8 protein-coding genes are annotated in these 11,421 nt (G+C 64.0%); 4 read left to right on the top strand and 4 right to left on the bottom strand.

Annotated features, from left to right (window positions below):
• Positions 1–75: 75 nt before the first annotated feature.
• Positions 76–1,335: a transcription termination factor Rho gene (gene rho / locus C6A77_RS21665; RefSeq protein ID WP_003253661.1), complete on the bottom strand. Its 1,260-nt coding sequence runs from the start codon at positions 1,333–1,335 to the stop codon at positions 76–78.
• A 261-nt stretch (positions 1,336–1,596) separates the two neighbouring features.
• On the bottom strand, positions 1,597–1,923 hold the full coding sequence (gene trxA / locus C6A77_RS21660; RefSeq protein WP_056794137.1) for a thioredoxin TrxA: 327 nt from the start codon (positions 1,921–1,923) through the stop codon (positions 1,597–1,599).
• A 256-nt stretch (positions 1,924–2,179) separates the two neighbouring features.
• Between trxA and ppx the strand changes: the two genes are divergently transcribed.
• Positions 2,180–3,682 carry an exopolyphosphatase gene (gene ppx / locus C6A77_RS21655; protein ID WP_114171305.1) on the top strand — a complete coding sequence of 501 codons (1,503 nt, stop codon included), beginning with the start codon at positions 2,180–2,182 and terminating at the stop codon, positions 3,680–3,682.
• Here ppx and ppk1 read toward each other — a convergent pair.
• Positions 3,669–5,912 (bottom strand): polyphosphate kinase 1, encoded by a 2,244-nt coding sequence (gene ppk1, locus C6A77_RS21650; protein WP_114171304.1) that lies wholly within the window; start codon positions 5,910–5,912, stop codon positions 3,669–3,671. The two genes, ppx and ppk1, sit on opposite strands and share 14 nt — an antisense overlap.
• A 213-nt stretch (positions 5,913–6,125) precedes the next feature.
• Between ppk1 and C6A77_RS21645 the strand changes: the two genes are divergently transcribed.
• Together C6A77_RS21645 and elbB are read left to right on the top strand one after the other, a co-directional pair.
• On the top strand, positions 6,126–6,770 hold the full coding sequence (locus C6A77_RS21645; protein ID WP_114171303.1) for a DedA family protein: 645 nt from the start codon (positions 6,126–6,128) through the stop codon (positions 6,768–6,770).
• A gap of 175 nt (positions 6,771–6,945) precedes the next feature.
• Positions 6,946–7,614, top strand: coding sequence for an isoprenoid biosynthesis glyoxalase ElbB (elbB, locus tag C6A77_RS21640; protein ID WP_114171302.1), 669 nt, complete (start codon positions 6,946–6,948; stop codon positions 7,612–7,614).
• 212 nt (positions 7,615–7,826) lie between these two features.
• On the opposite strand, the gene C6A77_RS21635 is transcribed toward elbB, so the two are convergent.
• Positions 7,827–8,279, bottom strand: a complete 453-nt coding sequence (locus C6A77_RS21635) for a YaiI/YqxD family protein (protein ID WP_114171301.1) — start codon at positions 8,277–8,279, stop codon at positions 7,827–7,829.
• A gap of 169 nt (positions 8,280–8,448) precedes the next feature.
• On the opposite strand from C6A77_RS21635, the gene C6A77_RS21630 reads away from it, so the two are divergent.
• Entirely contained in the window at positions 8,449–11,298 is a 2,850-nt protein-coding gene (locus tag C6A77_RS21630; protein ID WP_114171300.1) for a class I adenylate cyclase, read from the top strand.
• Positions 11,299–11,421: the final 123 nt, after the last annotated feature.

The following is an 11,421-nucleotide window of genomic DNA, read 5'->3' as shown; positions in this document are numbered from 1 at the left end:
AGCGCCGTTCGGTGTCCAATGGCCAAGAATGACTTGGGGCGCGAAGCGGCCCCAATCAATTCCGGCCCGAAGTGCTTACTTGCGCTTCATCGACAGGAAGAACTCGTCGTTGGTCTTGGTCTGCTTGAGCTTGTCGACCAGGAACTCGATGGCGGCGATTTCGTCCATCGGGTGCAGCAGCTTGCGCAGGATCCACATGCGCTGCAGTTCGTCGTCGGCGGTCAGCAGCTCTTCGCGGCGAGTACCGGAACGGTTGATGTTGATGGCCGGGAATACGCGCTTCTCGGCGATACGGCGGTCCAGCGGCAGCTCCATGTTGCCGGTACCCTTGAACTCTTCGTAGATCACTTCGTCCATCTTCGAGCCGGTTTCGACCAGCGCGGTGGCGATGATGGTCAGCGAACCGCCTTCCTCGATGTTACGCGCAGCACCGAAGAAACGCTTCGGCTTCTCCAGGGCGTGGGCGTCGACACCACCGGTCAGTACCTTGCCGGAGCTCGGGATGACGGTGTTGTAGGCACGCGCCAGACGGGTGATGGAGTCCAGCAGGATGACCACATCCTTCTTGTGCTCGACCAGGCGCTTGGCCTTCTCGATCACCATTTCGGCAACCTGCACGTGGCGGGTTGGCGGCTCGTCGAAGGTCGAGGCAACCACTTCGCCGCGCACGGTGCGCTGCATTTCGGTCACTTCTTCCGGGCGCTCGTCGATCAGCAGGACAATCAGGTGGCACTCGGGGTTGTTGCGGGTGATGTTGGCCGCGATGTTCTGCAGCATGATCGTCTTGCCCGCTTTCGGCGGAGCAACGATCAGGCCACGCTGGCCTTTGCCGATCGGGGCGCACAGGTCGATGACGCGGCCGGTCAAGTCTTCGGTGGAGCCGTTACCGGCTTCCATCTTCAGGCGCTTGTTCGGGAACAGCGGCGTCAGGTTTTCGAACAGGATCTTGTTCTTCGCGTTTTCCGGGCGGTCGAAGTTGATGGTGTCGACCTTCAGCAGGGCGAAGTAACGCTCCCCTTCCTTCGGCGGGCGGATCTTGCCGACGATGGTGTCGCCGGTACGCAGGTTGAAGCGACGGATCTGGCTGGGCGAGACGTAGATATCGTCGGGGCCGGCCAGGTAGGACGCATCAGCCGAACGCAGGAAACCGAAACCATCCTGGAGAATCTCCAGCACGCCGTCACCCGAGATCTCTTCGCCGCTTTTCGCGTGCTTTTTCAGCAGGGCGAAAATCACGTCCTGTTTGCGCGAACGGGCCATGTTTTCGATGCCCATCTGTTCGGCCATTTCCAAAAGATCGGTAATCGGCTTTTGCTTGAGTTCAGTCAGGTTCATAAGGGGAATGACGTAATCATGTAAGAAGGGAGAATTAAGCTTCTGGCTTAATGAAGCCGCGCCGCTAGATGGCGACAGGATCGCGTACTGATTCGAATTAGGGATGCTTCGGCGACGGCATGTAGAGGGCACTGGAGAAGCAGTGCGAGGCCGAATGTAACACTTGCTTTTTTCGACGTCTAGTGGTTTTGACGGGGTAAATCGTTCCACCGCAGCCCCTTCGGGGCAAAAAAAACCCCGCATTCGCGGGGCTTTCCGGTATCACAGGTGGGCGTCGAGGAACGCCGCCAGCTGCGATTTCGACAGTGCGCCGACCTTGGTGGCCTCGACGTTGCCGTTCTTGAACAGCATCAGCGTCGGGATACCACGCACGCCGTGCTTGGCCGGGGTTTCCTGGTTCTCGTCGATGTTCAGCTTGGCGACGGTCAGTTTGCCTTCGTAGGTGGCAGCGATGTCGTCCAGAACCGGAGCGATCATCTTGCATGGGCCGCACCACTCAGCCCAGTAGTCGACCAGCACCGGGCCTTGAGCCTGCAGTACTTCGGCTTCGAAGCTGGCGTCGGTGACGTGTTTGATTTTGTCGCTCATGGAAATCTCCAAGGTCGTAAGCCATAAAAAACGTTGCCCATCATAGCCGCACCCGTCTCCTACAGGAAGCCACGGACGATTGAGTGTAACTATAGTTGTGCAAGACGCCGCGAATCGAAACTGTCACGCAAGTGTCATAGCATCGAACGGCCCATTGCCTTGCATCAAGGCCAGCTCAACGGCTGAGTGCCACGCGTTGGCGACAGCCTGCTATCGTGGCACGATTGCCGGGTTAACGACCGAGAACAACCAGATCATGCCGCATACCATCGCGAAGAACCTGTCCCTGATCGCCGCCATCGACCTTGGCTCCAACAGCTTTCACATGGTCGTGGCCAAGGCCCACCATACCGAAATCCGTATTCTCGAGCGGCTCGGCGAGAAGGTTCAGCTGGCCGCCGGCATCGACGAAGACCGCCTGCTCAGCGAAGAAGCCATGGAACGAGGCCTGGACTGCCTCAAGCGCTTTTCCCAACTGATCAACGGCATGCCGGCAGGCTCGGTGCGCATCGTCGGCACCAACGCCCTGCGTGAAGCGCGCAACCGCAACGAATTCATCCAGCGCGCCGAAGCCATCCTCGGCCACCCGGTGGAAGTGATTTCCGGCCGTGAAGAAGCGCGCCTGATCTACCTGGGCGTGTCGCATACCCTGGCCGATACCCCCGGCAAACGCCTGGTCGCCGACATCGGCGGCGGCAGTACCGAGTTCATCATCGGCCAGCGCTTCGAGCCGCTGCTGCGCGAAAGCCTGCAGATGGGCTGCGTGAGCTTCACCCAGCGCTACTTCCGCGACGGCAAGATCACCCCGGCGCGCTACGCCCAGGCCTACACCGCCGCGCGCCTGGAGCTGATGAGCATCGAAAACGCCCTGCACCGCCTGACCTGGGACGAAGCCATCGGCTCGTCCGGTACCATCCGTGCCATCGGCGCCGCCATCAAGGCCGGCGGCCTGGGCAATGGCGAGGTCAACGCCGAAGGCCTGGCCTGGGTAAAACGCAAACTGTTCAAGCTGGGTGAGGCCGACAAGATCGACTTCGACGGCGTCAAGCCAGACCGCCGCACCATCTTCCCGGCGGGCCTGGCGATTCTCGAAGCGATCTTCGATGCCCTGGAACTGCAGCGCATGGACCATTGCGACGGCGCCCTGCGCGAAGGTGTGCTGTTCGACCTGCTGGGCCGCCACCACCACGAAGACGTGCGCGAACGCACCCTCAACTCACTGATGGAGCGCTACCACGTCGACCAGGGCCAGGCCGCGCGCGTCGAGCGCAAGGCGCTGCATGCCTTCGACCAAGTGGCCGACGCCTGGGGGCTGAAAGATGGCAACTGGCGCGATCTGCTGGGTTGGGCGGCGAAAGTGCACGAAATCGGTCTCGACATCGCGCATTATCACTACCACAAGCACGGCGCCTACCTGATCGAGCACTCCGACCTGTCCGGGTTCTCCCGCGAGGACCAGCAGATGATGGCCCTGCTGGTACGCGGCCACCGCCGCAACATTCCCAAGGACAAGATCGCCGAGCTGGGCGAGGAAGGCGTCAAGCTGCTGCGCCTGTGCGTGCTGCTGCGCTTCGCCATCCTGTTCCACCACATCCGTGGCAACCAGCAGATGCCCAAGGTAGAGCTGAAGGCTGGCGAGAGCAGCCTGGATGTGGTGTTCCCCGCCGGCTGGCTGGAACAGAACCAGCTGACCCAGGCCGACTTCGCCAACGAGGCGGAGTGGCTGGCCCGGGTCGGCTTCGTCCTCAGCGTACGTTGAGGACCGGGTTGCTCAGGCGTTCCAGCAGGGTCGCCTGGGCACTGCGCGGGTTCTGGTTGCCGGTCGGCGTGCTGCGCACGTAGCGCCCGTCCGGCTGCAAGGTCCAGGCGTGGGTGTTGTCGGTCAGGTAGCCTTCCAGCTCCTTCTTCACCCGCAGCAACAGCTTCTTGCCTTCCACCGGGAAGCAGGTCTCGACGCGCTTGTCGAGGTTGCGCTCCATCCAGTCGGCACTGGACAGGTAGATTTGCTCTTCGCCGCCATTGAGGAAGTAGAACACCCGCGTGTGCTCGAGGAAGCGGCCGATGATCGAGCGCACCTGGATATTGTGCGAAACCCCCGGAATACCTGGGCGCAGGCAGCACATGCCACGCACCACCAGGTCGATTTTCACGCCCGACTGGCTGGCCTTGTACAGCGCCTTGATGACCTTGGCGTCGGTCAGCGAGTTGAACTTGGCGATGATATGCGCAGGCTTGCCTTCGAGGGCGAACTGGGTTTCCCGCGCGATCATGTCGAGCATGCCCTTCTTCAGGGTGAACGGCGCGTGCAGCAGCTTCTTCATGCGCAGGGTCTTGCCCATGCCGATCAGCTGGCTGAACAGTTTGCCGACGTCCTCGGTCAGCGCGTCGTCGGAGGTCAGCAGGCTGTAGTCGGTGTACAGGCGGGCGTTGCCAGCGTGGTAGTTGCCGGTACCCAGGTGCGCATAACGCACGATCTCGCCCTGCTCCCGGCGCAGGATCAGCATCATCTTGGCGTGGGTCTTGAAGCCGACCACGCCGTAGATCACCACCGCACCGGCGGCCTGCAGGCGGCTGGCCATCTGCAGGTTGGACTCTTCATCGAAGCGCGCACGCAGCTCGATCACCGCAGTGACCTCCTTGCCGTTGCGCGCGGCGTCGACCAGGGCGTCGACGATTTCCGAATTGGCCCCGGAACGGTACAGGGTCTGGCGCACGGCGAGCACGTGCGGGTCCTTGGCGGCCTGGCGCAGCAGGTCGATCACCGGGGTGAAGGACTCGAACGGGTGCATCAGCAGGATGTCCTGCTTGCCGATCACGCTGAAGATGTTGTCGGCGTTGACCAGCAGCTTGGGGATCGCCGGGGTGAACGGCGTGTATTGCAGCTCGGGGTGGCTGTCCAGGCCGGTGATGCTGAACAGCCGGGTAAGGTTGACCGGGCCGTTGACCTGGTACAGCTCGCTTTCGCTGAGGCTGAACTGCTTGAGCAGGTAGTCCGACAGGTGTTTCGGGCAGGTATCGGCCACTTCCAGGCGCACCGCGTCACCGTACCGGCGCGAGAACAGTTCGCCGCGCAGGGCGCGGGCCAGGTCGTCGACCTCTTCGGAATCCAGCGCCAGGTCGGCGTTACGGGTCAGGCGGAACTGGTAACAGCCCTTTACCTTCATGCCCTGGAACAGGTCATCGGCGTGGGCGTGGATCATCGACGACAGGAACACGTAGTTGGCACCCGGGCCACCGACTTCTTCCGGCACGCGAATGACCCGCGGCAGCAGGCGCGGGGCCGGGATGATCGCCAGGCCCGAATCGCGGCCGAAGGCGTCGACCCCCTCGAGCTCGACGATGAAGTTGAGGCTCTTGTTCACCAGCAGCGGGAACGGGTGAGTCGGGTCGAGGCCGATCGGGGTGATGATCGGGGCAATTTCGTCGCGGAAGTAGCGGCGCACCCAGGTCTTGAGCTTGGGCGTCCAGTAACGGCGGCGGATGAAGCGGATCTGGTGCTTTTCCAGCTCGGGCAGCAGTACGTCGTTGAGGATCGCGTACTGGCGCTCCACTTCACTGTGTACCAGTTCGCTGATGCGCGCCAAGGCCTGGTGCGGTTGCAGGCCATCGGCGCCGGCCTGCTCACGGGCGAAGTTGATCTGCTTCTTCAAGCCGGCGACGCGGATCTCGAAGAACTCGTCGAGGTTGCTGGAGAAGATCAACAGGAACTTGAGGCGTTCGAGCAGCGGATAGCTCTCGTCCAGTGCCTGCTCCAGCACGCGGATATTGAACTGCAGCTGCGAGAGTTCGCGATGAATGTACAGGCTGCTGTCGTCCAGGCCGGGGACGGCGATCGCCGGGGCTGGCGCAGGCGCCGGCACCACGGGCTCGGCCACCGCTTCCACTGCGGGCTGGGGGGCCGGCGGCAGGTCTGGCGGGGTCTGCACCATCTCCTCGGGGAGTTCCTGAGCATCCTTGATCGCGACAGGGGTTAGCACTTCATTATTCATCTGGCGTTCCTGAGGACGTTAACGCCCTATCATCTATTGAGCGGCAAGATAAGCGCCCATTATGACGCCTGTGTTACACACCAGGGCAAGCCATGACGCGTGGCTTGCGGCATTCTTTGAGCGGGAAATGTTCATGTCGAGACACATTTGGACACTTTCACGAACGCGCGCGAAGGGGTAGGCTTCGCGTTCATTTCGCCAGCACCTCAGAAAATGCTTCAACAATTCCTGCAGGATTTCGGCTACTTCGCCCTTTTTCTAGGCACCTTCTTCGAAGGCGAGACCATTCTGGTGCTTGCGGGATTCCTTGCGTTCCGCGGTTACATGGACATCAACCTGGTGTGCCTGGTGGCGTTCTTCGGCAGCTATGCCGGCGACCAGCTGTGGTATTTCATGGGCCGTCGCCACGGGCGCCGGATCCTGGCCCGCAAGCCGCGCTGGCAGGCGATGGGTGATCGGGCGCTGGACCACATCCGCCGCCACCCTGACATCTGGGTGCTGAGTTTCCGCTTCGTCTATGGCCTGCGCACGGTGATGCCGGTGGCCATTGGCCTGTCCGGCTACCCGCCGCGCCGTTACCTGCTGCTCAACGGTATCGGCGCGGCCATCTGGGCGGTGGCCCTGGGCGCGGCCGCGTACCACTTCGGCGCCATCCTCGAAAGCCTGCTGGGTAACGTGAAGCGCTACGAGCTATGGGTGCTCGGCGGCCTGTTGGCGCTGGGCGGCCTGCTGTGGCTGCGCCGGCGCTTTCGCACCTTGCGTGCAGAGCGCAAGGCGGCGGACGAGGCCCAGGCCGCAGAGGCTGAACAGGCTGTACGCCAGCAGCAGAAACCAGGCCAGCCGCACGACCACCGCTAGGCCCAGTGTGCCGGCCAGGTACAGTGCCGGCGCATTCCTCACCCAGCCGAGTACTTCTTCGAAGATGCCGAACAGGCGGTCCCAGAGAATGAACACGCCGCCGTAGTTGCGATCCAAATAAGCGACATCTGCCAAACTAGAAGACATTTGGTGCCTCGACAATGGAGTACAGAGCATGACAAAAAAAGTGGCGGTGGTTCTTTCCGGCTGTGGCGTATATGACGGCGCCGAAATCCACGAAAGCGTGATCACCCTGCTGCGCCTCGACCAGCGTGGGGCGCAGGTGCAGTGCTTTGCGCCGAACATTGCGCAGATGCACGTGATCAACCACCTGACCGGCGAGGAAATGCCCGAGTCGCGCAACGTTCTGGTGGAGTCGGCGCGCATTGCACGCGGCGAGGTCAAGGACATCCGCGAGGCCAAGGCCGAAGACTTCGATGCGCTGATCGTGCCGGGCGGGTTCGGCGCGGCGAAGAACTTGTCCAACTTTGCCGTGGAGGGCGCCAATTGCAGCGTCCACCCGGACGTACTGGCCCTGGCCGAAGCCTTCGCCGCGGCGTGCAAGCCGGTTGGCCTGATCTGCATCTCGCCGGCGCTGGCAGCGAAGATCTACGGGCCGGGTGTGGTCTGCACCATCGGTAGCGACGCGGGCACTGCGGCGGCCGTGACGAAGATGGGCGCTACCCATGAAGAATGCGATGTGCACGACATTGTCGAAGACACCCAGCGCAAACTGGTCACCACCCCGGCGTACATGGAGGCCAAGTCGATCAGCGAGGCGGCGGGCGGCATCTACAAGCTGGTGGACCGGGTGCTTGAGCTGACGCACGAGGGTGACCAGTAAATCCTTGGGCCCGCTGCGCGGGCCATCGCCGGCAAGCCAGCTCCCACAGGGATAGCGCACGGCTTTGGTCAATTTCTAAAAGCTGGCGCGATACCGTGGCCGCGAACACCGGCGCAGCCGGTGCCATCCACCGCGTCGCCTGCTTCGCGGGCTTGCCCGCTCCCACAGGGGAATGCGTATGCCACAGGTCACGCTGCACCTGTGGCCCCGCTTCAGGGCTTGGACAACCGGGCGATGATCCGGTCCAGCGCATTGGCAAACGCCTGCTTCTCACGTTCGCCATAAGGCGCCTGGCCGCCCCCCACCTGGCCCTGCTCACGCAGTTCGGTGAACAGGTTGCGCGCCGCCAACCGATCACCCATGTTGCGCTCGTCGAATTCGCGTCCACGCGGGTCCAGCGCCGCCACGCCCTTTTTCACCAGGCGGTCGGCCAGCGGCACATCACTGCAAATCACCAGTTCGCCAGGCACGGCGTGTTCCACCAGGTAATCGTCGGCCGCGTCCATGCCGCTGGGCACCACGATCAGGCGCACCAGCGCGAACGCCGGTTTGGCCACCGCCTGGCCCGCCACCATCACCACCTCGAACTTGCGCTTGAGGGCGAACTTGACGATCAGATCCTTGGCCGCCTTGGGGCAGGCGTCGGCATCGATCCACACACGCATCGGAAAACCTCATAATCAGCTCAAGGCGCCCATCATGCCTCATGTGCAGGGAAAGCTGGAGCAAGCGCAGCCGCGCTGGGAAAATGGCGTCAATAGCAAATTGCCGCTTATCCGCCCCTGCCACTCAGGCTAAACTCGCCACAGCCCCACTGGCCTGCCCGAGTGCGCAATGAACCACCCCCACGAAATCCGCCCCGACCTGGACGAAGGGATCGACCGCAAGGTCCTGGCGACGTTGCGTGCGCGCTTTCTGCAACTCAACCAGGGCCGCCTGCAGCGGGCACTGGAGGGCCTGTCGACGCGCCAGCAACAGGTGTTGACGCTGCTGCCGCTGCTGTTTCATGTGAACCATCCGCTGCTGCCGGGGTATGTCTCCGGCGCCACTCCCGCCGGCGTATCAGGTTACGAGCCAGGCGCCGAGCTGCTGGTCGAGGCGCAGCGTCTGGCCCGCTCGTTCACCTACAAGGCGCGCCATGGCAACCCGCCACGCCCGATCCATGGCCTGTTCCTGATGGGCAGCCTGGGCTCGCTGGCCCAGGCCGATGACAGCGACATGGACCTGTGGGTGTGCCATGCGCCCGGCCTGGCCGACGAGCTGCTGGGCGAACTGCGCCGCAAATGCCAGCTGCTGGAGGCGTGGGCGGAAAGCCTGGGGGCCGAGGCGCACTTCTTTCTGATCGACACCCACGGTTTCGCCCAGGGCCAGCGCGACGGCCAGCTCGGCTCCGACGACTGCGGCACCACCCAGCACTACCTGCTGCTGGACGAGTTCTACCGCACCACCATCTGGCTGGCCGGGCGCACGCCGCTGTGGTGGCTGGTACCGGTCTACCAGGAAAACCAGTACCACACCTACACCCAGACCCTGCTGTCCAAGCGTTTCATCCGCAGCCAGGACGCCCTCGACCTCGGCAACCTGGCGCACATTCCACCCGGCGAGTTCGTCGGTGCCGGCTTGTGGCAGCTGTTCAAAGGCATCGATTCGCCGTACAAGTCGCTGCTAAAGCTGCTGCTGACCGAAGCCTATGCCAGCGAACACCCGGCCGTACGCTGTCTGAGCCTGGACTACAAGCAGGCCGTGTTCGCCAACCAGCTCGACCTCGACGAGCTGGACCCCTACGTGATGGTGTACCGGCGCATCGAGCGCTACCTGCTGCAGCGTGGCGAGGCCGCACGCCTGGAGCTGGTGCGCCGCAGCCTGTACCTGAAGGTGAACAAGAAGCTCAGCGATGCGGCCCGGGCCAATGGCTGGCAACGCCGGCTATTGCAGCGCCTGGCCAAGGAATGGGGCTGGGACGAGCGTCAGCTGGCCCTGCTGGACAGCCGCAGCCAATGGAAGGTGCAACAAGTGGCCGTCGAACGCCGCGAGCTGGTGGCCGAGCTCAACCACAGCTACCGCTTCCTCAGCCAGTTCGCGCGCACCCAGAACGCCAGCAGCCGCGCCGACCAGCGCGACCTCAACGTGCTGGGCCGGCGCCTGTACGCGGCCTTCGAGCGCCGCGCCGGCAAGGTCGAAGTGATCAACCCGGGCATCGCCCCCGACCTTGCCGAAGGCACCCTGACGCTGGTCCAGGCGCCCAACCGCAAGGAGCCCGGCAGCCACCACTGGGAGCTCTACACCGGCAACCTGAGCACCCACGAAGTCGAGCACTTCAGCCCGCTCAAGCGCTGCCGCGAGCTGCTTGAACTGCTGACCTGGGCCCACCGCAACGGGGTGATCGACAGCAGTACGCGCCTGGCGCTGCACCCGGGGGTCAGCGATCTCAGCGAATACGAGCTGTTCAACCTGGTGGGCTGCCTGCAGCAGAGCATTCCCCTGCCCCTGCCGGCCGTCAGCGAAGTGCGCCTGCTGCAACCCAGCGTTGCCGACGAGGTGCTGCTGCTGGTCAACGTCGCCATCGACCCGCTGCGCCATCACCGTGACCTGAACATCCTGATGACCACCGAGCGCACCGACTCGCTGAGCTATGCGGGGGTGCGCGAGAACCTGGTACTGACCCTCGACCAGGTCACCCTCAACAGCTGGAACGAGGTACTGGTCCAGCGCTATGACGGCGAACACGCGCTGGTACGCTGCCTGCGCGATTTCCTCAACAGCCCTGCGCCACGCGGCCATCGCCCGCGCGTGCGGGTGCGCTGTTTCTGCCAGAGCCGCGCCCAGGCCATCGGCCAGCGCGTGGAAGAAATTCTCGACACCGTGCAGTTGCTGCTGGACCAGGGCCTGAACCACCGTTACCTGCTGCAGGTTGCCCAGCACACCCATGTGCTGGAGCTGCTGCCCGGGCACGTCGGCCTGACCACCGTCGGCGAGCATCAGGCGCTGCTGGAGCACCTGGGCGAAGCGCGCAGCGCCTACAGCCCGCTGTACCTGGATGCCCATGCGCTGCAGGACCACGACCTGCGCCTGGTGCTGGAGCAAGGCCGGCCGGCCTGTATCCAGGTGTTCTACCGCCTGCTCGGCGGCTGGGCCGAGCTGTACGTGCTGGACGAATACAATGCCCTGTGGCAGCAACGCTTGCCCCTGCACGACGAAGCCCACCTGTTGCTGCCGCTGCAGCGCTTTCTGCGTTCGGTGGTGATGCGCCGGGATGCCCGGTTACCGCTGGATAGCCTGCGGCCGGCTTCGCTGGATATCCACTACGCGCAACTGCTGCCCTCCGGCCCCGGCAAGGCGCGCAGCATCGAGCCGCGCCTGGTGCCGGTCGAGGGCAGCGATCAGCCTTACTACGAGGTGCAGGCCATCATCCAGGCCGGGGTGGCGGGCGCGGCGCATGTGACGCTGTATTGCGACCAGCAGGAATTTTCCGAGCTGGAGCATGGTGAGCAGCTGTATGCGGTGGTGGCCCGGCAGATCATCGGCCAGCGCCGCAGTGCCGGCCATTACCGGTGCTACATCACCGACCTGGACTTGTCCGAGTTGCTGGACGACCAGTTGGGCTCGACGCAGGTGTACCTGCGCTACAAGCGGGAGCTGGAACAGGCGTTGAACGAGGGGTTGGAGCAGGTTTTCAGTGAATGACCGGGGCTGCCTTGCAGCCCTTCGCCGGGGGGGGGGCCGCCCCCCCCGGGGGGGGGGGGGGCCCCCCGGGGGGGGGGGGGGCCCCCCCCGGGGGGGGGGGGGCGCCCCCCGGGGGGGAAGCGC

The organism is Pseudomonas sp. AFG_SD02_1510_Pfu_092, assembly GCF_003331055.1.
Classification (GTDB): Bacteria; Pseudomonadota; Gammaproteobacteria; order Pseudomonadales; family Pseudomonadaceae; genus Aquipseudomonas.
This window is presented reverse-complemented; position numbering and strand designations above follow the sequence as displayed.

What these genes read in the sequence shown, in the direction of transcription:
- rho (WP_003253661.1), bottom strand. Translation starts at nt 1,335, where the DNA reads ATGAACCTGACTGAACTCAAGCAAAAGCCGATTACCGATCTTTTGGAA.
- trxA (WP_056794137.1), bottom strand. Translation starts at nt 1,923, where the DNA reads ATGAGCGACAAAATCAAACACGTCACCGACGCCAGCTTCGAAGCCGAA.
- ppx (WP_114171305.1), top strand. Translation starts at nt 2,180, where the DNA reads ATGCCGCATACCATCGCGAAGAACCTGTCCCTGATCGCCGCCATCGAC.
- ppk1 (WP_114171304.1), bottom strand. Translation starts at nt 5,912, where the DNA reads ATGAATAATGAAGTGCTAACCCCTGTCGCGATCAAGGATGCTCAGGAA.
- C6A77_RS21645 (WP_114171303.1), top strand. Translation starts at nt 6,126, where the DNA reads ATGCTTCAACAATTCCTGCAGGATTTCGGCTACTTCGCCCTTTTTCTA.
- elbB (WP_114171302.1), top strand. Translation starts at nt 6,946, where the DNA reads ATGACAAAAAAAGTGGCGGTGGTTCTTTCCGGCTGTGGCGTATATGAC.
- C6A77_RS21635 (WP_114171301.1), bottom strand. Translation starts at nt 8,279, where the DNA reads ATGCGTGTGTGGATCGATGCCGACGCCTGCCCCAAGGCGGCCAAGGAT.
- C6A77_RS21630 (WP_114171300.1), top strand. Translation starts at nt 8,449, where the DNA reads ATGAACCACCCCCACGAAATCCGCCCCGACCTGGACGAAGGGATCGAC.